This window comes from Pseudoalteromonas sp. 2CM41L (genome assembly GCF_023161905.1).
GTDB lineage: Bacteria > Pseudomonadota > Gammaproteobacteria > Enterobacterales > Alteromonadaceae > Pseudoalteromonas > Pseudoalteromonas atlantica.
In genome coordinates this window covers 1-24,700 of sequence record NZ_JALNTN010000027.1, presented here as the reverse complement: position 1 = coordinate 24,700, position 24,700 = coordinate 1, and the positions used below count along the sequence as shown (strand labels likewise).

Below are 24,700 nucleotides of genomic sequence, written 5' to 3'. Positions count from 1 at the left end.
TTGAAGTGAATAATAACTTTAACGAAACACTTATAGACGTTTTAGAAAGTCAATTAACCGATAAAAAAGAAAAAATCAGTTTCATTTTTTTATCTGAAACTGAAAGTAAGATTACTTTTGGTCAATTGGTTTCTGATGCGAAAAGAATTGCAAGTGGGCTTGCCGCTAAGACGCCAAAAGGGGGGCGGGTATTGCTTTTGTGCCCGCCTGGAATGGAGTATATAAAGTTATTATTTGCTTGTTTTTTTGCCAATGTGATCGCGGTTCCGCTTTATCCTCCACGCCCTAAAGAAAGAACTGACCGAATTAGCAAAGTAGTTTCAGACTGTAAGTCAAGCTGTGCTTTAACTTCGAGCGCGCTCAAGTCTAGCTTAATTGACTCATTCGCGGCTGATGGAAATCAAAATATAGAAATTTTTGATGGAGCTGAGTTGATGTCTGACGAAGGGCTTCTACGCGATATGCCAAACTTGGACGATATCGCTTTTATTCAATATACCTCTGGATCCACGGGCGACCCTAAAGGTGTAGTGGTGAGCCATCGTAATGTGGTTGCTAACTTAGAAGCGTTAAAATACAACTCAAATGCGAGTCATAATGATGTATTTGCAAACTGGCTTCCATTATTCCATGACTTGGGGTTAGTGACTGCAGTGTTATTGCCTGCTTATCTAGGCGCGACGTCAGTACTGATGGCTCCAACTCGATTCATCCAGTCTCCAGTTCGTTGGCTTGAAGCAATTACCCAATATAAAGCGACAGTGGGTGGTGCTCCTAACTTTGCCTATGAGCATTGCATTGATGCAATCAATAACGGTCACCTAGCCAATTTGGACTTAAGTAGTTGGCGAATAGCTTATAACGCGGCAGAACCTATAAATGAACAAACGCTATCAAATTTCCATGATAAGTTTGCGGTTTGTGGTTTTAACTATGAGAGCTTTTTTCCGGCATATGGCATGGCGGAGGCTACAGTATTTATTAGTGGTGGCTCAGCAAGTAAATTCAATATTGCTGAAGCTTACGATGAAGCTACATTGCTAAAAAATAAGGCAACTAAGGCTACCGAGAACCTCAGCAGCAAAACGCTGGTTAATTGTTGTGAGGTTGCTCCTTCTCATCACCTAATTGTTGTTGATACAGAAACGCACTCTATATTACCAGATTGTGAAGTAGGCGAAATCTGGGTAGCAGGCCCTAGCATTGCACCGGGGTACTGGGGGAGAGAAGAACTTTCACAAGAGGTATTCCAAGCATATTCTGCGTGTGGCAATGGACCTTACCTGAAAACTGGAGATTTAGGTTTTGTTAGCGACGGTAAAGTGGTTGTTACTGGACGTTTGAAGGATGTTCTTATTACTAAGGGACAGAATTATTATCCACAAGATATCGAATGTGTTAGTTGGTCGAGCCATGATGGATTGTTAAAAACAGCAGCTGCGTTTCAAACGCAACAAAGTAGTGAAGCAAGTATTGTTGTATTGCAAGAAGTGCATCCACGCTGGAGAAAAAAGATCGATTGCAAAGATGTCTCAAATCAAATCAAACATGCTATTGCACAAGCTTTTGGTTTAGTGGCCGAAGTTGTACTGGTAAAACATGGACAGTTACCAAAAACTTCAAGTGGAAAAATTCAAAGAGCACTAGCCAAACAAAAGTTCGAATCCACTAAGTTGGAAGTGCTTATGGAGACGTCGCATGACATGCCTGAACATAACCTGCTAACCGTTTCTGACCCCAAACATGACTACCTTCAAAAAATAGAAAAGGTATTGGGCAGGCAAATATCATCCTTGTCATTAAGCCTCTATGAAAACGGTGGTGACTCGTTAGATGCGGCGAAAGTTATCTCTGCTCTAAACGAAAGTTTTGAGCTAGCACTTGAGCTTGAAAGCCTTTTAAACTGCGATAGCTTAGATAACTTTTTAGATCACGTTATTGCAGTGAATGAATCAAAACTGAGTGCAGCACCAGCTCAAAGCATTGAACAAATTACCGAACAAAACAATGAACCATGCCTAGCTTCATTTGCACAAAAGAGAATTTGGTTACAGTGCCAACTTCCTGAACAGGCTAAAACTATGTCCATTCCTGTTGAGCTAACTTTGACTGGAGAGCTAGACACTGAGGCATTCCAACAAGCGATTAATTTATTAGTTAAGCAGCACGCAATTTTAACAACTTCCTATCATCTAATTGACAGTGAAATTATGCAAAAGGTGAATAGTGATTGTCAGTACCTGGTAGAAATTATTGATTTATCTAATGGAGGTGAAGGTACTGCCTATAATCAGTTGTCAGCACTAAGAAAAGAAGTTTTTGAACACCAATTTAGTTTAGATGTAGCCCCGATTTTTATATTAAAGCTAGCGAAGGTTGGCCCTGCTAAGTACCACTTGCTTTTCAATATTCACCACATTGCCGCAGATGCATGGTCTCTCAAGCTATTTTTGAGTCAGTTATCTGATTTTTACAATGCACTAAGTGCAGGAAAGCAGGCTTCGGCACCTCTGCAACTTTCTAGCTATAGGACATATTCTCAAGGCCAGCATTCGCCAAAGTATGCGACACAAATGGAAGTTAATACTCAGTTTTGGCGTCAAGAGCTGGACAGGATCCCTAGTCGGATTTCTTTACCGTTTGATAAAAAAGCACCAATTAAACAGAGTTTTAATGGTGCCAAAGTCAGTAGACCGTTAGAGCAGTCTTTATTGGACAACCTGAATGCCTTAAGCAAGAGTAACAATACTACGCTGTTTGTAACTGCACTATCTGTATTTCAGATTTTACTTTCGAGGTTATCTGGACAAAAAGACATTGTGATTGGCACTGATGTCGCAAACCGAGCGGGCGGACTGGTAAATGAAGTTATGGGGTTTTTTGTCAATCAGTTAGTGATACGCAAGCAGATGGATGAAGAAGCTAATTTTATTGAACACTTAAGAGCTAACCGCCAGATACTACATAAGGCATTGAAACATCAAGATATGCCATTTGAACAATTGGTTGATAGCCTAGAGCTAATTCGAGAGCAGCAACACTCGCCTATATTTCAGGTGAAGTTTCTACTCAACAAATCAGTGTCCAATGAAATGAATTTAAATGGCATTGACACTGCGATGGCTGACAGAAGAATTCAGCTTGCGCAATACGACTTAACTCTGTGTTTAGAAGAAAACCAAGAAAATCAATACTCGGTTGATCTTCACTTTAACACTGACTTATTTGAGCATGAGTCAGTGATTCGTATGTTAGATGACTACCTGAGTCTTCTTTTTGATGTGGCGGACATGGCAGAGAAAAAAGTGGCAGCTCTTTGTCTGGCAAGCACACAAAACGCTGAGTATCAGGGTTTACATAGAGGGCAAGAATTAGACTTATTGAGCTTAGGCAATGGTATTGTGCCTGTAATTGAAAAGATGGCAGCTGAACACCCTCAGAATATCGCTTTGGTAGATAAATCAAGCCAATGTCGATACAGCGAAGTTAATGAGCAAGCGAATCAATTGGCTCACTTTTTGGCTGATATCGGTAATGGTGAGGGGAGTTTCGTTGGTGTACATATAAAAAACAGTGCCTTGCAGGCCAAGGTATTGTTGGCCGTGATGAAAACAGGGGCATGCTTTGTTCCATTAGACACCACCTATCCAATAAACAGGCTAAAGCACATAGTTGCGGATAGCCATTGTGACTTGATTGTAACTGAAGATGCTAAGCATGAGCTATTTTCTGATTACCTTGGAGCACTGGTTGAGATAGAGGCCACATTGTCCATTGTCCATGATGAACCGACGGAAAACCTTAATACAGTGTGCGATGGTGATGCTCCTTGTTACTTATTGTACACGTCAGGCTCAACTGGGCAGCCTAAAGGTGTACAAGTCAGTCATAGTAACTTTCTCAACTTAAATTCTTGGTATCAAGAGTTTACTCAAATGGAAGTTGGCAGTGTTGTATTGCAGCCTATTCCAATTGGCTTTGATGCGTCGTTGAAGAACATATTTTCACCGCTAATGAGTGGCGCTAGAGTTGTAATCCCTGACCTTTCAATTTTTGAACCTAGTACAATAGTAGAGTTGATTTCTCAGCAGCAGGTAGAAATCATCAATTGTGTACCAAGCTTCATTTATCCAGTCATTCACCATGCTGAGAAAAACGAGTTTTGTGAGTTAAAAAGCTTAAAAGTGCTGGCTCTTGGTGCCGAAAAAATAGATGCGAGCCAACTGACATCATGGATGCTAAGTACTGTGTGCCAGTGCTCGGTTGCTAATATATATGGCCCAACTGAGTGTACAGATATTTCAGTCGCTTGCGTTCTGGATAAGGAACTTTTACTTAACCCTGATGTTGTCAATTTACCTATTGGCAAGCCAATTCAGAACGCAACAGTTTATGTCTTGAATGAAGAGCTTAAATCTTGTCCTATCAATGTTGAGGGCGAGTTGTTTATCGCAGGGAGCGGGGTGTCGGCAGGCTATAAAAACCTACTTCAGATCAATAAGCAAAAGTTTCTTGATATACCAGCTGTGAGTAGCGAAAAATTATTTCGCACTGGAGATATCGTAAAATGGAATAACAACCGTGAATTAGTGTTTGTCGGACGCAAGGATGAGCAGTTAAAAATCAATGGCATCAGAATTGAAGTTTCTGAAATTGAGCAGGCTTTAACTAAAGTAACTCAACTTCAGGCAGTAAAAGTTTTACAAAAAAATGGAGAGCTAGTTGCTTTCATACATTGTACGAATTTGGTGCCTCCTAATGAGACGGAAGTTAGAGGGCGCTTACTTGATCACCTTGTTCGCTCGTGTATTCCTAAACACTATGTTTTTCTTCAGCAGTGGCCAAAGCTGCCAAATGGAAAGGTTGATGTAAATGCGCTACTTGATATTTCTATCCAGATGGATGATGCGCCAACGGATCTACTTGCTCCCCGTTCAAGCAAAGAAGAAAAAATGGTCCAGATCTGGCGAGAAGTGTTTAGTCAGAGCGCAATTGGTATCAACAGTAACTTCTTTGAGCTAGGTGGCGATTCAATCCACGCGGTAAAGGTTGTCGCACAAGCAGAAAAGGCTGGGGTGTTATTTACGGTCGCAGATCTGTTCGAACACAGCACAATTGCAGAGTTAAGTAAAAAAGTAACAGAGCAAGAGCTGCAGGAAGAGGACGAAGAAGTGAGCTTTGAAATGTTGTCAGAGGATGACATAGCCGCCCTTGGTTCAATGGAAGATATACAGCAGTAAAACAATGAATTCTAAAACTAATAAAATAATTGATGTTTATCCGTTAAGTTACGTACAGGCAGGTATATACACCTATTGTCAGCGGTTTTCTGAATCGGCCATTTACCATGATTTGTTCGAGTTGGAGGTGGAGACAGCTTGGCGCGCAGATGCTTTTACTCAATCATTACAAAGGCAAATTGAGCAGCATCCATTATTGCGTACTTCTTTTGATTTCAGCTCTTTTTCAAAACCAATGCAGCTGGTGTATCAATCAGGTAAAATAAGGTTAAGTGAGATCACTGAACCTTGTTGTGATTTGGACAAGCTGAAAAAGGAACTATTGGCACATAAATTTGACTTGTCTGCACCTACTCAATTTCGTTGTACCATTATCCCTAAGCAAAACAGCTTTACTCTGCTCATTGATGCTCATCATATACTGTTTGATGGTTGGAGCATGGCTAATATTATTGGTGGGTTACTTGGAGATTATCGCAAATTACTCAATGAAGAAGCGTTGGCACCTGTAATCAAATATAAATCTTCATTTAAACACTTCGTTAAAGCTGAGCTGGATAGTGTTAGTAATGCAGAGGCTCAACAATTTTGGCAAGAACAGCTAGCTGATATCGAATATCTATCTTTTAACGGCGCTAAGGCTGCAAACCAAGAGCGCAGCTTTGACGAAATGAACATCGTTAAATCAGTCAAAACTTATGATTTTCAACAAGTGGCTAAGCTACAAGAGATAGCTCAGGCGGCGGGTGTCCATATTCAACATATACTGCTGGCTGTCCATATGCGTGTGTTAAGCTATGTGTTTAATACAACAAATGTCACTTCTGCCTTGACGAGCAACGGGCGCCTTGAGTCCAGTGAAGGTGACAAAGTGGTAGGGCTGTTTGTTAATAGTCTGCCAATAAACATAAATTTGCAGTCAGAGAGTTGGTACACTTTATTTCAAAGAGTCAAACAGCGCCACGGGGAATTGCAAAAACACAGGCGCTACCCATTTTATGAGTTAGTTAAAAAACATGGCTCTCCACTTACTGATATCTGTTTTACGTTTACACACTTTCATAACTACCAGGAAATTCAGTCAATTGATGCGATCAATGTGTCAGGCGCCAATGTAGAAGAAATCAATGACTTCCCGTTTGATTGTGCCGTTAACCTGATGCCATCAAGGCAACTAAGTGTGACACTGCAAGTCGACAAATCCCAATTTGGTGAAGCAATCGCCGAGCGTGTGGTGCAGTGTTACGGCCATTGTTTAAGTGACATTTTGGAGAGTCCAGAAAACGATTACCTAACAACTCACTGCTTTTCTAACAGTATGGTTTCGGAGCAGCTTGCTATTGCCGAAAAAGCGCAAAGGGAATGGCGGTGTAACGAAGACATGGTTGCACTTATTGAAGCTGTGGCAACAAACAAAGCGAATGAAGTTGCAGTTTCACACAATGGTCAGCAACTTACCTATCAAGAGCTGAATAGTCAGGCTAATCAGCTGGCTAACTATCTGGTGAGCAAAGGAGTGAAGCCTCAAGATTATGTCATTGTTTGCACACCCAGAGCATTAAATATGCCGATCGTATTTTTGGCGTTGCTAAAAATAAAAGCGATTTATCTTCCAGTTAATGACACAACGCCTACAGCAAGGCTGCAGCAAATTATCCAGAATACTGCCTGCAAATTAGTCCTTTCGGTCTCTGCGCTTGAAACACTGTTACCGAGTGAGGGTATTGGAAAATGTTTGTTAGATGTTCAAGCAACAACGGACGAAATTAAGGCTTTTTCACGAGGGTTTAACAGTCAATCAGAACAGTTGCATATAGATAACCCATATCTTTATGCCGTATTTACCTCTGGTAGCACTGGCAAACCGAAGGGAGTCGCAACCCGTAATAGTGGAATTGTCTCAAGCTATTTAGCCTGGAATGAAGTATACGGTTTGGATAAAAAAAACCATGTTGTTTTACAAATGGCTTCAATTGGGTTTGATGTTTCAATTGGTGATCTTACCCGGGCGCTTTGTTCAGGTGGTAGGCTGGTTATCTGCGATCAAGAAATTGCATCGGATGCGATTCAACTACATCAGCTAATTGAAAGTGAGAAAGTGACAATTGGTGAATTTGTGCCTGCCATATTGAAGCCTCTGGTCGATTACCTTGAGTCCAGCAAAAAACAACTGGGTCAGGTGGAGTGGCTGATTGTTGGCTCGGATACATGGTTGCTTGAAGATCACATGAGAACACAGGCCATGTTACCTGATGATGTAACATTGGTTAATTCATACGGGCTGAGTGAGTGTGCCGTAGATAGCACCTACTTTGTTGCAGATAGACAGCAGAGCTACGCCAAAGGCGTCTCTATTATAGGTAAGCCATATCCAAACGTAGAAGTCTATATTTTGGATGGACAGCTACAGTTAGTGTTGCCTGGAACCAGTGGTGAGTTGTTTATTGGTGGAACAACAGTTTCTGATGGTTTTTTATTTAATGAACAAATCAATGCTGAGCGGTTTATTAAAGTGAATATCGCGGGAGAGGAAAAAAGACTTTATAAAACAGGTGATGTGGTTCGTTACCGTGATGATGGCTTGATAGAATTTTCTGGCAGGTCAGATGAACAGGTTAAGCTGAATGGTTATCGCATTGAGTTAGGTGAAGTTCAGCATTACTTACAACAACTACCTGAAGTGCAAGATGTATCCGTTCAGGTCAAAGACGATACTTCTGGCAAAGCTAGACTCGTTGCATATGTTGTCTTAAGTGGGCAAGTGACGGATGAGAAAAGCACTGAGCAGGTGTTGCGAAACCAGTTACAACAAAATCTACCTACATATATGGTTCCTAGTCACTGGGAATATCTGGACATATTACCGTTAACAGCTAATGGTAAAGTAAACAAAAAGGCACTTCCAGTACCACAAACGGTGGACTCAGTAAAAGGCGATATTGTGGAGCCTTCTACTGATACAGAAGCTGCCTTGTATAAAATATGGCAGTCACTGCTACCAAGTGAGCATTTTGGCATCACCGATAACTTTTTTGCACAAGGCGGTGACTCAATTATTGCTATTCAAGTAGTCGCCAAACTAAAGCGGGCTGGTTGGCTAGTGACAGTGCAAGACATATTTAAGGCTCCGACAATAGAAGAGCTTACAGCATTATCTAAGCCAGTTTCTAGCAAGACTAAAGCTGTTCAAATTGTCAAAGGAGAGCAAGCTCTTTTACCTGTGCAACACGCATTCTTTGAAGACTTAGTGGATATCTCACATGATAATCAGTCTGTTATGTTACGGGTGGCTTCACCATTTAATAAAGACACATTGAGCCAAATGGTTGCTGCGTTATACCAAGTGCATGATGCGTTGCGCCTAAGGTTTGAGAGCTCGCCACCAAAAGGTATCTATGTGCACTTTAATAGTGACATGATAGAACAGAGTGTGGTGGAAACACATCTATCTGAGTGGTGTGAAATAGCGATCACTCAAGTTGCAAATGAGATGCAACGTAGTTTATCAATCACTCATGGTCCTGTATTTAAAGCCGTGCTTTTATATGGAAATAATGCGGAACAACGCCGCCTGTTATTGGTTTGCCATCACTTGATTGTCGATGGTGTGTCTTGGCGCATTATTTTAGAAGATTTAGAGTCTTTTTATGCAGATATCAAAACGGGCAACAAGATTAGTTTACCTGCGAAAAGCCACTCTTTCCAAAGCTGGGGACAGTATTTACTTGATTATGGGAAAAGTGATAGCTTAGCTAAGGAGCTACCTTTTTGGCAAGAGGTGCTCAGTCAGCCAGTCGAAAGTTTATTAGGAAACAACCCTAATGGAATAGGTCGAGGAGAGGTGACTGAGTACTTGAATGCTCAAATAACGGAAAGTTTACTCGGTGACAGCCACTACGCTTATTCGACTCAGCTTAATGAACTATTGTTAGCTGGCGTGTTGCGAGGTGTTCATTCGTTTAATGGCAACCAAAGCCTACGTGTAGATATGGAAGGGCATGGAAGAGAGGTCCTGAATAGCGGATTGGACCTGAGTCGAACCATGGGCTGGTTTACTAGTGTGTTCCCTGTGTCTGTGTCTATGCCTTCGTCATCTAGCAGCGATATCGGTGCATTAGTTTGTGCGGTAAAAGAACAGTATCGAACAATGCCTAATAAAGGACTTGGGTTTGGCATATTACGTTACTTAACCAAGCAGTTAGAGAGTGTTAACAGTGAGTTACAAATTAACTACCTAGGGCAGTTTGATCAAAACGTGACTGCTGCCGAAGCAGAAAAAGCAGGGGTTTTTAGTCTCGCCCCCGAGTCTGTGGGAGATATGGTAAGTAAGGAGCGTAAGACACATCCTTTGAACCTCCTAGCGATGGTTTCGGGTGGTGAGCTGAGTCTAAGTCTTGATTACGATGCTCGTCGTTTGGATAACAAGTCTGCTGAGAGACTGATGTCGTTAATAGTGGACGGGATTAGTCAGGTCGTTAGACATTGTTGCGCACAACTCTCTGTTTTATATACGCCATCAGATTTTCCTCTGGCTAGGGTTACACAAAGTGAGCTCAATCAGTGGCAAAGTAGTCATACAAATATAGATAACCTTTACCCTGCTACAGGCATGCAAAAAGGGTTGATATTCCATAGTTTATTGGAGCCTGGCGCATACATTTCGCAAATTGGCGTTTTGTTACAAGGGCTTGATGTCGCCGCATTTAAGCAAGCGTGGAGCACTGTTGTGGCGAATAATAATATTTATCGCACTGCCTTTGTTGGTTTGGACAGCGGTAACATTCATCAGCTTGTACTACCTGAAACCGCTCTCGAATGGCATGAAAACTGTCTAGTTCACTTAGATGAAGTAACACAACAATCACATATCGAGACTTACCAACAATTAGCGAAATCCGCCGAATTTGATATTTCTCATGCTCCATTGATGAGGCTGGCATTGTTTGATTTAGGGAATGGGCGCTATCATTTTGAATGGACTAATCATCATGTGTTGATTGATGGCTGGAGTACCGGCATTACATTCAGTCAAGTGCTTCAGGCCTATGTGCCAAGAGGTGGTGAGGCACGCTTGAATATTACAGGCTCCGACTATCAAGAGTATATCAAGTGGCTGGAGCAACAAGATGTTGCCTCAGCGATGACGTATTGGCGAGCATGCCTTGCAGGTTTATCAGTAAGAACGCCTTTGCCTCTAGCTACTAATAGTAGTGAGGCTGGTGGCCTGATACGTCAAAAGCAGCATTACAGTGTTGAACAAACTAATCAACTGCAACAATTAGCTCAACGAGCTGGCACAACGGTTAACACTGTATTACAAGCTGCGTGGGGTTATACCATGAGCTTATATAGCGGAGAGTCATCTGTTGTCTTTGGTTCTACTGTATCAGGCCGACCTGGTGAGTTGGCAGGTGTTGAGCAAATGTTGGGATTGTTTATCAATACAGTACCTGTAGTGCAGCTAATTGATGCTGAAGAGTCGGTTGAAGAATGGCTGAAGCGGCTACATCAAGAAGGTATCGCGCGCGATCAACACAGTTATTTACCATTGCATCAGATTCAAGAGTGTGCGCCAGAAGCGTTAAGTCGGCAATTGTTTGATAGCTTGATGGTCTTTGAGAATTACCCAATCGACAAAGCGATTGATCAATATGCTGCAAGTGCTGGAGTTACAATCGAGTCGATAGACTCTCGGGATGATACCAGTTTTGCCTTGACCTTAACGATGGAGTTAGAAGAGCAACTTTCAGTATTGTTCGAATTCGATGATAGCAGGTTTAGCACGGACGCCGCTGAGACTGTTTGTGAATTTTTCCAAGCTTTATTACTTTCAATGAGCGAGTTGCCGACTAACTCACTAAAAGAACTTTCGTGGCAAGTTGCTAAGCCTATTGCAGCAAGAGAGTTTGAAACTCACCCTATTTTGTTTACTGATATATTAGATCGCATTGCAGGCGAGCTACCTTCGCAGTTAGCGCTAGTGTGTGGTGACGTTGGGTTGAGCTACAGAGAATTGGATCAAGCTTCAAACCAAATCGCCAATGGGTTACTCAACGCTGGGGTGAAAACCGGAGATAGAGTTGGTTTGTACCACGAGCGTTCAGCGTCATTGATAATAGCTCTACTGGGGATTTTTAAAGCAGGTGCGACTTTTGTTCCCCTTTCCCCTTCTCAGCCGTCTGAGCGCAACGCGGTGATAATAAAAGAAAGTCGATTAGATTGTATTATCTACGGCATCGACAGGCCGGATGTATCCTGTTCTAAATTGCATTCGGTCTCGGCATTACAGCGGTCATCAACCGTTGCGACGGCTCGTAACCTAAATCCAGATCAGACAGCGTATGTTATCTATACGTCAGGTTCAACGGGTATCCCTAAAGGTGTTGCGGTCAGTTATGGGGCAATTAGCCAGCATCTACAAGCGATTACGGAGCGCTTCAAAGTCACCTCTCAAGATAACACCTTCCAATTTGGTGCATTTACGTTTGATATTTTTATTGAGCAGGTTCTATACACCCTAGCTCAAGGCGCAACGCTACATCTTAGAGGTGACGAGTTACCAAGTGTGCAGTCACTCACAGGGTATTTGGCTAAAGAAAAGATAAGTCTGATTGATTTGACGCCACAGTACCTGGATGCGCTACTTGAACACTGGCTTCATATCGGTGGAGTACCTGAAGTGCAGTTGACCCGTATGGTAGTGGGAGGGGAAGCCTTGCCGATAACAACTGTTGAGAAATGGCTGCAACTCGAGTTGAACCAGCGTTGTGAGTTATTAAATGCTTATGGCCCAACTGAAGGTGTGGTGACAGCAACGGTGGCGACAGTTGGCGCTTATGAAGACTTAACCTCAATTGGAGAAATGTTACCTGGCAGAAATGGCGTAGTATTGTCTGGGGTTGGAGAATGTATTCCACAAGGTGGTATTGGTGAACTGTGCCTTTATGGGCTGTGTTTGGCACAAGGTTATATTAACAACGGCGACGAGACTAAGCGTCGATTTACCGCTATGCCTCACGGGAAAAGCCAGATGTATCGCACTGGAGATTTGGTAAGGCAGAAAAGAGATGGATCATTTAGTTATGTTGGCAGACTAGATGAACAAGTAAAAATACGTGGTTACCGTATTGAGCTAGAAGAGATTAGTGCAGTGATTGGCGCACTTGATGAAGTTAGCCAGGTATTGGTAGAGCAAAAAAGCAACGAGCATGGTGTGTATTTGATTGCGTATGTATTACCTGGTTTATCGACTATATCGAACGTTGAAATTGAGCAATCCATAAAAGACAGGTTGAGAGATTTACTGCCAGAGTATATGCATCCTGACTTTATTGTAGTTATGGAAGAGTTTCCTCTAACTGTTGTAGGCAAAGTAGATAAAAGAGCATTACCAACACCTCAAAGAAATATACAAACAGGAGCCTGCCCAGCTTCAGATACAGAGAAAACACTCGCTCAGATATGGGGGGAGTTGCTGGACTTAGATATTACATATATTTATCAGGAAAGTGACTTTTTTGCCTTGGGTGGTAACTCGTTGCTGACCATCAGGTTGGTTTCTGCAATAGAGACTAAATTTGGTTGTAGCTGCCCTGTCAAAATTATTTTTCAATTCCCAGAGTTAACTAGTTTAGCAAATCAACTAGAGCTGATGGCTATAGCAAACATACAGCAGTCACTCGTTGTATCAGATAACAAAGAAATAGAAGAATTGGAGTTCTAACATGTACCAAGCCTTAGAAATTATAAAGTCCCTTTCCAAGTTAGGCGGCAAGTTATCAGTGACTGAGGGTAAGCTTAAGCTCGAAATTGAAAAAAACTTATTAACCAATGCGCACAAAATAGCGATTAAGCAGAATAAAGTTGCAATTATTGAGGTGCTAGAGAGTATTGAAAGTCATACACATGATTTAGAAAGCAATATCATAAGCGTAAATGAAGCAACAAAGCATTATGCATTAACTGACTCGCAAAAACGGATATGGCTTGCAGAAGCAATCTTAAATGGAAATAGCTTTGAATATAATATGCCCGCCGCAATTCGTGTTAAAGGGAAGTTTGATCTTGCTGTAGCAAATAAAGCGGCAAGTTTCCTAATTAGGCGCCATGCAATGCTCAGAACAAGGTTCTTTGTACAGGGCGATGTCCCTTTACAGCAATCTATAGAGCCTTTCGAGCTTGAGATCCGTGTAACGGCTTTACAAGACGAGGAATCTGTTGACGATTGGGTTGTGAATGAAGCTCGCATTCCATTTAAATTAACTCAAGGTGAGTGTTTTAGGGTTAGTTTTTTGAAATTGGGAGAATCAGAGGGAGTACTGCTTTTCAATTTGCATCATATCGTTTCTGATGGCATATCGATGGCAATATTAACGGAAGAATTTAGTGCTTGTTACAAAAGCTTTCTACTGGATCTACAGCCACAGTTACCGGACTTGCCAATTCAGTTTATCGACTATGTTACACATGCAACCCAGCAGCTAGCTAATTGCAACAAAAAAGCAGGGGTTGAGTTCTGGCAATCCTATTTGGCCGATTTGCCCGCATCGCACTCTCTACCTACCTTACCGGAGGAGAATAAAGGATACCACGCAGAAAAGCTGGTGGAGGTGTTGTCTAAAGAAAAAAGGCAAAAACTAGAAAGGCTTGCCAAAGGTGAGGGCACCACACTATTTGTATTATTAAAAAGCATATTGTATTGGGTTTTGAACCGCTATAGTGGCGAGCAAAACATAGCGATCGCTGTTCCTGATGCTGGGCGATATCACGATCAAACCCAGAATATGGTGGGCCACTTTCTTAACGTGTTAGTGCAAAGGACTAAACTGGATGAAATGACTCTGTTTAGTGAATTGTTTGATACTGTTAAAGCCCAAGATCTTGACATCTTGTCCAATCTGAATGTTCCACAAACTGCAGCGCTAGATAACCTAAACCCAACAGCATACGTTAAGTGTGTTTATCAAAATTTTCAGTCATCAGATCTAAGCTTGCCTGGATTGCAGCTTGAACTGCTTGAGAGTGCAGAGACAGTGACTCATTTTGATCTCGACTTAACTATCCAGGATAGGGGGGACGAGCTCGAGCTTGAGTGGAACTATAGAAAAGGTACGTTAAGCCGCCAGCTAGTTCGACAAATGGCGAAGAGTTTTTCGTGGCTAAGTGATACTGTGTTGGAGTCTCTCACTACTGACCTTCAACAATGGCCTTTGCTACCTGATCAAGATATAGAATCAATCAAAGCTATTGGTATGGGAGAACAGACTTCTTTACCTAATAGTTACAACCTATACGATAGAGTCACTGAAGCTTTATCTCATACTGAAAATTGCGTTTGTATCCAGACTGCAGAAACGCAAATTAGCTTTGCCGAACTAGATCAAAAAGTTAGGTGCTTGTCAGCGTTATTAACTGAGATTGAAATAAAACAAGGTGACCGGGTCGCTATTTTTACTGAACGCAACCCTTCTTTATTAGTTGCGATGTACACCCTAATGCGTATGGGGGTTTGTTTTATTCCAATTGATGTATCTAATGCTGCTAGTCGTACCGCTATGATTTTGGAAGATGCGCAAGTGAGTTGTGTATTAACTGAAACTGAATTGTTGCCGCAACTGCCAAGCGAAAATATAGCCATCATAGAATTGGATGGATGTGAAGAAAAAGACTGGCTGATCGAATATGAGGATATCGAGACAGAAAATGCGCTAGTGGAACCAAATGATGTCGCTTATCTTTTGTATACATCAGGCTCGACAGGTAGGCCAAAAGGTGTCGTAGTGCCAAGCTCTGCTTTGGTTGACTATATCGATTATGCGTCAGCTAACTATTATGGTGAGCTTGATGGCTCAGTTGTTGTTACGTCACACGGATTTGATATTACGTTACCCGGCTTATTACTACCGCTTGTTAATGGCGGAACAGTGTATTTAGCGCGTTCAGGCCATGAGTTAGAAGAACTAGCCGACAAATTAATTGATGATTCACGAACTTGGCTTGTGCGTATGACACCAAGTCATGTCGTTGGGGTGCTTGCGAGCATTGGCTCTGAGTGTTCTTTTGAGCGTCACTCTTTTGTTATTGGTGGAGAAGCATTTTCGCCTGAGGTCGCGGCTCAACTGCAGGCGGTATTTCCAAATACAGCCATTTATAATCACTATGGACCGACAGAGACCGTAATTGGCTGTAGCCTTTATCCACTTGCTGACATCAACCAACATAAAGGTGCATTAAGCTTGCCTATAGGCAAAGCGATGCATAACACGGCTTTATATGTGTTAAACGACAGTCTGCAGATTCAACCTCTAGGGATCACCGGTGAACTTTGTGTGTCAGGCCGCTGTGTTACACAGGGCTACTTGGATAACCAGGAATTGACAGCTAAAAGCTTTGTTACTAACCCGCATGACGATTTATTTCCTACGTTATATAAAACAGGTGATTTAGTTCGTTGCCGTGAGGATGGTTTGTTTGAGTTTGTGGGGCGCTCGGATGACTTAGTCAAAATCAATGGCTTTCGTATTGAGCTTGGGGAGGTTCAGTATGTGATAAAACGACTGGAAGCTGTCAAAGATGCAGTAGTGTTAGCCAAGGAAACGGTGACTCAGCAAACAGTTATTGTTGCTTATATTCAGCTACATGAAGATCTGTCAAGCTCAGAGCCTCTAGACTTTTCTCTTACCAAACTGCTAGGTAGCCAACTGCCAAGTTACATGATGCCAAGCTTTTTTATCGAAATGAAAGAATGGCCATTATCTGCCAATGGTAAGCTTGATAAGCATGCGTTACCTAAGCCCGAAAAAGCAGATTTTGCAAATCAATACATAGCACCTAGAACCGAAACCGAAAAGCTAATGGTTACATTGTGGGCGGATTTACTTCAGCTAGATGCGTCTTTAATTAGTGTTACTGATAACTTTTTTACACTTGGTGGTCATTCACTGTTGGCGATGAAGTTAATTGCTAGCCTTAAAAAGCACCATATTAATGTGACATTTAGGCAGATTTTTGATTTTCCACAAGTTGATTTACTCGTTGAGCATATCACAACCCACTTAGACTCGAATTGTCAGGACTTTAGAGCGCCAGACAAACTCATTCATATAAACACTCAAAAAATAACGCCTGAAATGTTATCGCTGGTTGACTTGTCTCAGACAGATATTGATAAGGTAGTTTCTCGAATCTCAGGTGGCGTGGCGAATATTGAGGATATTTATGCACTTGGTCCATTACAATCGGGAATGCTTTATCACCACTTAATGAATGAAGATGTAGACCCGTATATCACTTCAACTGTGTTATCAGTCAGCACACAGCATAGTGTAGACAAACTGATAAGTGGCCTCGAATTCTTAATTGATAGACATGATATCTTGAGAACATGTTTTATCTGGGAAGAAATTTCCCAACCTGTGCAGGTGGTTACACGACACAGTAAATTACCAGTAAGTTATGTCGAATTGAGCGACGTGGATAATGATGAATTAGTAACTGAACTCAAGCGTTATGGTGCCTCTAGGTTCGATATTACTGAGGCCCCGTTATGTCGATTAGTTGTTGGAAAAAAGAAAAAAAGTGAAGAATTTTTAGTGCTACTGCAGCACCATCATTTAATTATGGATCATGTTGGGGCTGAGCTATTGCAGCAAGAGTTGAACCATTATCTGACAAATGGTGTCACACCACAGCGCTCTAATCCATCATATCGAAATGTTATTGCATATGCTCAGCATCAAGCTTCTAACAATGACTCTAGACAATATTTCTCTGAACATCTGGGTGATGTGGTAGAGCCTACGTTGCTCTTTGAACTTAGTGATATCGAAGGGGATGGCACTGATGTGAACGAGTATCGAAAGGAGCTTGACCCACATATTGTTGCAAGAGTAAGGCAATATGCCAGAGCTAACAAAATGAGTGTAGCAACCTTATTTCACGCCGCTTGGGCTATGGTAGCCGGTGCTTGTAGTGGTAAAGATGACGTCGTCTTTGGCACTGTACTTTCTGGTCGACTACAACCCGTAGAAGGGATTGACTCAACCTTAGGTGTGATAATTAATACGTTGCCAATTAGAGTAAAGTTGGCTCATCAATCAGTTGCTGAGGTAGTTTGTCAAATTAATGATGGTTTGAGAAGGTTACTACCGTTTGAGCAAGTTCCCTTGTTTGAGGTGAAAAAGTATACTCAAGTCGCCGCCAACGAGCCATTGTTTAATTCTATTTTGAATTTCAGGCATTCACCAGAAGATGCAGAGGAGCCATTAAGTTCAGGTGATTTTTCTATAGTGGAAACTGAGCAAAGAACTAATTTCCCAGTGACAATTGACGTTGATGATGCAGGCTCTAATAGTGGTTTCTTATTGACCGCACAATGTGATGCAGCGATTGACGGAAAACAAGTATGTGATTATTTAAGTCATGCACTGGCCTCTTTAATCGAGCAACTTGATGTTAATCCTGACAAAATGATAAGCGATGTGTCAGTGTTAAATAATGCTGAAACCAATAAGTTGCTTGCAGGGTTAAGCGATTTCACCGCTACCGACTTCGAGCACTCCTTTGTGCATGAGCTATTTGAACAGCAAGCTGAGAAAACACCTGATGAAGTGGCTGTAGAGTATTGTGGCCAGACTTTAACTTACGGCGAGCTCAATTGCCAAGCTAACAGACTTGCGGCTTATCTGTATGACCAATGGCATGTGCAACAAGGGGTGTTAGTAGGGGTACATTTAGAACGTTCGATAGAAATGGTTATAACTGTACTCGCTATTTTAAAAAGCGGTGCTGCTTATGTTCCACTAGATCCTAATTACCCTAATGAACGAATTAATTTTTTTATCAGTGATGCTAAATTGCCGATAATAGTCAGTCACTCGGGGTTAATAGATGAAGGCAATGGCTTTAACTGCAACACATTGTGTGTAGACCAGTTCTTTAATGACAGCATTCTACCTAGCGATTTAGAGCACCAGCCGGACTTCAGTGGAATTCTGGACGGACAGTTTGATGCTCCTGCATATGTAATTTATACTTCAGGTTCAACGGGGCAACCGAAAGGCGTTATCGTCTCTCATCGTAACGTTATAAATTATTTAACTACAGCTACTGAATACTGGCACGAGTCATTAACTCGCTCTATTGTGTGTACGTCGCTTAACTTTGACGCAACAGTTACATCTTTATTTAGTGCCTGGTTAAAAGGTGGTTATGTTAGCTTACTGCCTGAGGGGGAACACTTTTTTGAGCACTTAGTCGACTCTATTCAGTCAAGTTTACCGGCTCTGTATAAACTCACTCCTGCACATTTGTTAAGTTTGTCGTTGTCTGATTTTGTTCACCACGCTCACGTCTTTGTTGTAGGTGGAGAGCAGCTAGCAACAAATACAGTGGCGAGTTTGTCGGCAACACTTCCTAACCTAATCGTTATCAATGAGTATGGGCCAACCGAAGCGACAGTTGGTTGTAGTTTCGCAAGGTTTACTCAGTCTGTGATAGCAAAAAACTATACTTCACCATACCTCCATATAGGCAGAGCAATAAATAATGCCTTCTTTTTAGTGTTAGATGAACAAATGAATTTAGCGCCATCAGGTGTGATTGGTGAGTTATATATCGGGGGAGAAGGAGTTGCCAAAGAGTATCTTAATCAGCCTGAGTTAACTCAAAGTAAATTTGTGAAAAACCCATACTTTTCTCATGAAATGCCTCAAGTTTGCGAGCGAATTTACAGAACAGGTGACTTAGTTCGATATTTACCTTGCGGTAATTTAGAGTTTGTTGGCAGGGCAGATGAACAAATTAAGATCAACGGTTACAGGGTAGAGCCTGGAGAAATAGAATTCCAGCTTTGCTTGCACCCAGAAGTAGATTCTGCCCGCGTCGTGAATCTCTGTATTGCTGGTAGCAATAAGTTAGTTTCATACCTAAAGATATGTGAAGGTGAAATCATGTCGGATGTCAGCGATTTGAAAAAAAGCATACGTGACTTTATTTCGAGCAAACTTCCCAGTTACATGATTCCTGAGCTTACTGAGATCGTCGAGAGTTGGCCGCTTACCGCGAATGGAAAAGTAGATATTAAGTCTTTACCTCAGCCTGAATTTGTACCATCAACGACTAACATAGAAGGTCCATCGAGTATTGACGAGGAACACATTCTTACAGTTTGGGCTGAAGTTCTTACACTGGAAAAGCTGGCGATAAGTGTTACAGCTAACTTTTTCTCACTTGGTGGTAACTCTGTTTTAGCAATAAGGTTAATTGGTTTATTACAAAGTAATTATGGCAGAAAAATAACGTTAAAAGACTTCTATGAAGGCCCTTCTATTAGAGAAGTTGCTGCGTCTATTGCTCAGAAAATGAAGATCGCAAATATTTATGCGAAAAGTGACTCTTGCCAAAACATTCCGCTTTCGTTAGCACAGAAAAGGTTATGGTTCCTCAACAAAGTTGATCCAGAAACAGCTCGGTATAATGTGCCGTTGGCAATTAGGCTTAGGGGGGCACTTGATGTAGAGGCTTTGGAAGAAGCTATTGGTGCGTTGATTGAGAAGCAGTCAATTTTGCGCACTCGTTATGCCTTAAAGGGGGAAGAAGTTTTTCAGAAAATTGACCCATACAATGCGTTCAACCTGCCTGTCATAGAGATACCTAATGTAACTTTTGAAGACCGTTTAAGTGTATTAAAGTCGCAATTCGAATTGCTTGCGGAAGTGCCATTTAATTTGGCTACTGACAGCGTGATTCGTGCACAGTTAGTACAATTTGATGACAATGATGCTGCGCTCTTCATAGTTATGCACCACATTACTTGTGATGGTTGGTCTATTAACATAATGCAAAAGGAGCTGTTAGAAACATACAAGGCTTTTTCTACTGGAAACAAGAACTATGCTCCGCTTGAAATTCAATATAGTGATTATGCTATTTGGGAAAATGAAAATTACTCAGATGAAAAGGTATCGGAAAGCTTAAATTATTGGAAAGAAAACCTAGATGGTTTACCCGCAGTGCACTCTTTACCTCTGGATAAACCTCGAGCCAAGATGAAAGTGTCTAAAGGGGAAATCTACACAACTTATATTGAATCTGAAGCAAATTCACAAATCATACATCTGGCAAAGAAACATAACTTGTCAGTGTTCACCGTCATTCACTCAATGTTTGCTTATGTCTTATCTCGCTGGCAAGGCACTGATGATGTAGTGGTAGGTGTTCCCTTTGCTGGTAGAGAACATCATCAATTAAATTCTCTAATTGGCTTTTTTGTCAATACACTGGTAATACGCTCTCGTGTAAACGGTAAGCTTAATTTTATTGAGTTTTTGGATTCAGTTAGGAAAACAACATTAGATGCACAAAACCATAGCATTGTTCCATTTGATACGCTTGTTGAGAAACTTAATCCAGAGCGGTTAGAAAATGTTGATCCGTTATTCCAGATTGCACTGAGTATGAATGTCAAAAACGAACAGCCTGTAATGGAAGGGGTGAGTATTGAAAATCTGGGATTCTTAACTGATATTATTAAATATGACCTTGAGTTAAGTGTCATAGAATTAGAAGATAAGATTGAGCTTAATTGGCGATATCAATCCGAATTGTTTGATAAAACTACCATTGTAAGCATGGCAAATAGCTTGTTAAGATTTTCGGAGCAAGCTCACAATGACCCTGATAGATCGATTGAAGAAAGTTGGTTCAAATCACAATCAAGCAGAAGCAAAATTTGTGACTTTATCCCCAATCCGGTTCGAAACAATTTCGTATCACTTTTTGATAAGCAAGTAGACCAAACTCCTCACAATCTTGCACTTCAAGATGAAAGCTCGGATGTTACATATGAGGCTCTTAAGAAAAAATCTGAGCGTCTTGCATTGCTGTTAATTGAGTCAGGCGTTTCAAGTGGAGATAGCGTAGCCATATTGGGAGATAATAACGCATCAATTGTAATAGCAATTCTTGCAACCTGGAGAGCGGGGGCTGCTTACGTCCCATTGTCTACTCAAAATAGCGCCCTCAGAAATGCTGAGTTTTTGTCAGCATCTTCAGTGGATGTAGTTTTGTCCGAATCTGCTTATTTTGCGTCTCTAAATAACGTAACGGCTGACATAGTAGACATTGATGGTTGTGCAAGTGATGATGACTGGCTTGAGTGCTACAGTGAAGAAGTAGATTGCCACAACCTCTCCGCTGAGCAACCCGCTTATATTATTTTTACCTCTGGCTCCACGGGAAAACCCAAAGGTGTTCGGGTTAGCCAAGGGGCAGTCACTGATTATCTGACGAACGCTTGTGATTTGTATTATGGCCCACACATCAACGGTTCTTTATCAATAACCAATTTTGCTTTTGACCTTAGCATACCTGGACTATTAGCACCGCTGCTTAGGGGAGGATTTGTTGAGTTTGTAGAGGGAGAGTTGCTGTCTGGTGCAACTAAGAAGCTTGCAGAAAATACGAGTAAGGAGTGGATGATTAGGTTAACACCTTCGCATATGTCTGCAGTTTTAGAGTTGTTGAATAGTGGAAAAACACCTTCAAATTACCTTTCACACTCATTCGTCATAGGCGGTGAAACTCTAAATCTAAGATTAGTTGAAAGTATCAGAAAACAATTTCCACAAGCTAAAATATACAACCATTTTGGTCCTACGGAAACTGTTATTGGCTGTTTAATACATGAGGTCAAGGGGGCTGATTCAGAGGTTGGTTCCGGATTATTGATTGGTAACCCTTTACCAAACAAAAGTGTATTCGTTTTAGATGAATTACTTAATCAGGTAGATCCTGGAATGATTGGCGAACTGTGTGTTTCTGGTGTGAGTATTGCTGATGGATATATTAATGAGTCAAATTCAATCACGTCTTTTATAGCGTGTCCATTTGGTTCTGGAACGAAGATGTACAGAACTGGTGATTTGGTTCGGCAGCATGCTTCCGGTCAATATGAGTTTATTGGAAGGAAAGACAATCAACTAAAAGTACGGGGATATAGGATTGACTTAAGTGAAATCAATCATGCAATGGAGAAGTGTAGTGGGGTTTCTGAAGCATTTGTTATGGTAGATAATAATAAGACGGACCCGCAAATAGTAGCTTTTGCCAAGGTGTCTCCTCACATATTATCAGCATGTTCTAAAATATTGATGTTGCTGAGCGATAACAAATTAGACGATGTTCGTCTTTTTGATTTGCAAAATGGAATGGAAGTTGCCGGACTAAATCGCCTTGAAACTGAGTATCTTTACAGCGATATCATTGAGAAAGAAAGCTATTTTCAAGAAGGTGTATCATTGGAAGAAGGGGCTGTTGTGATAGATGTTGGCGCAAATATTGGCATGTTGTCAATTCATGTCGCTAATACAGTTCCTTCTGCAAAAGTTTATGCATATGAACCAGCACCAAAAACTTTTAAGTGTCTTGAGCTTAATGCTGAAGTCTATAGTTCAGACAATATTATACCTCACTGTGTTGGACTTTCGTCGGAGATTGGTCATCAAGAGTTTGAGTATTACCCAAATGCAACGGTATTCTCGGGTGAGAAAAACAGTGAGATTAATAATGTAGATAAAATGACTCGTTTGTTGAAAGAAGATGAAAGTTTAGCTGAAACAGATCTTCAAGAAATGCTAAAAGACAGACTGAAAGCCGAAATGATTACTGTGAAGCTGTCTACACTATCTACCCAAATAGATACCTACGGTCTGACCCATATAGATTTATTGAAAATTGATGTCGAAGGCAGTGAGTTAAGAGTATTGCAAGGTCTCAGAAATGAGCATTGGCCTTTAGTTAAACAGGTTGTAATCGAAAGTTCAAATTCCCCGGAAGTTTTATTGGAAATTACATCGTTGCTAGAGAGACATAATTTTAAATACACCATAGTTCAAAGTGAAGAGTTAAAGGCTACTGAACTGGTAAACATATTCGCTTTTAACAAAGCAGAAACTCAAAAAGATCGTTTTTTACATTCGTCAAATTTGAAACCTAATATATTGCAGCAAGGTCGAAAATTTGCGGTTAAGTCGATTAAGGAGGAGTTAGCTGCATTTCTGCCTGCCTACATGTTGCCTAGTGAAATTACGTTAGTTAATGAATTCCCTCTAAACGCCAATGGTAAAGTAAACGGTTTAGGGTTACTAAACCTGATCTCGAGTAAGGATAGGGAGGTGCTTTTACCTAAAACAGAGAAAGAGATTCAAGTACATAAAGTATGCTGTATTTTACTTGATAAGGCCTCAACCGATGTATCGATGAACGACTCATTCTTTGAGCTAGGAGGACATTCTTTATTAGTCGTTAAGCTAGTCGCAAGATTGAGGGAGTATTTTGAAGTGGAGCTCACCATTCAAGAGGTTTTTTCCACTAATTCAATTAATGACATAGTGTCTTTGTTGGAAAGCCGTTTAATGATAATGAATATGAAACAACTCAGTGAAGCTGAGGAAGTTTTCAATGAGGGAGTACTGTGATGAAGTGTACTTTAATTGCCTGTTTAACCGCTCTATGAGTATTTGCTTACTACCGTGAAGTAAATGAGCTTCCCAGTCATAGCGACGGTAAATAGGCGTAAGTAGTGAGTTGCGGTTAGGCGCTGATTAGATATTGCAGGGAAATCGGTTTATGGCCAAAGTACTATGATGGGTTCTAAGAAAGAGATTGACTCCTGACAGAAGTATGAATATAATTATTTTTATGTTAAATATCGGTTATTTTTGAGTTAACTTTTGTTGGGTGCATAGACTCTACGTAAAATGTTATTTCTACCGATGAGTGACATTGCTTTTTACTTGGATGTAATAGATAAGGTAGGAATCTTGTCTATGGTTAGAGATTAACCTAATTGGAATAAGTATCGTGCATATGGACAAATAAACAGCAGAATTGAGTTAAGTAGTAAGGGACTAGTACTGAATGCGGCAATGTGCGTTATAAATTTCAAAACTAAGTTCATCTATAAGTAGGCTCTTTAGGCAGAGCTGCCCACTCTTTCATTATCAAATTTTGGTAACCGCTGATGAACTGGCTGTTGAGCTGGTAACTGTTTTATATGTGTTTTATACCGAGTTCTAAGTAGGGAACAGTGCTTCTGAATTTGCTTGTGTACTGTAATACCCTAAGAACTTGTGTGAACTATGCGATTAGTAATTGTTCGCAAAATTAAATAAAACTAATAATGAAATGACAAATCAAATATTGAAGAGCGCTGCAGATGCGGGTATTGCGCTGTACGTGGAAAATGGGGAGCTTAAATTTAAGCAAACTAAGCCTACGTTTCCCTCAGATCTAAAAGCGTCGATTATTGCTAATAAACAGGCTCTCATTAGTTTACTAGCAAATGAACAACATTCCCGAAGTCGCATTTTTCCTCGTTCTAAAGAGAATCCTCCGTCACAGCTTCCACTATCATTCAGCCAACAAAGGCTGTGGCTGATAGACCAATTAGAAGGTGGTTC

General features: G+C 41.0%; 4 protein-coding genes. All 4 read left to right on the top strand.

Annotated elements, in window-relative coordinates:
* Window positions 1–5: 5 nt before the first annotated feature.
* Window positions 6–5,240, top strand: a complete 5,235-nt coding sequence (locus tag MTF64_RS19390; protein ID WP_248452399.1) for a non-ribosomal peptide synthetase — start codon at window positions 6–8, stop codon at window positions 5,238–5,240.
* Between the two features lie 4 nt (window positions 5,241–5,244).
* A complete protein-coding gene (locus MTF64_RS19385; protein WP_248452398.1) occupies window positions 5,245–12,963 on the top strand; it encodes a non-ribosomal peptide synthetase in 7,719 nt (2,572 codons plus the stop codon).
* A 1-nt stretch (window position 12,964) separates the two neighbouring features.
* Window positions 12,965–23,716: a non-ribosomal peptide synthetase gene (locus tag MTF64_RS19380; RefSeq protein WP_248452396.1), complete on the top strand. Its 10,752-nt coding sequence runs from the start codon at window positions 12,965–12,967 to the stop codon at window positions 23,714–23,716.
* 724 nt (window positions 23,717–24,440) lie between these two features.
* The coding region (locus tag MTF64_RS19375; RefSeq protein WP_248452395.1) for a hypothetical protein at window positions 24,441–24,700 on the top strand (260 nt) is incomplete at its 3' end.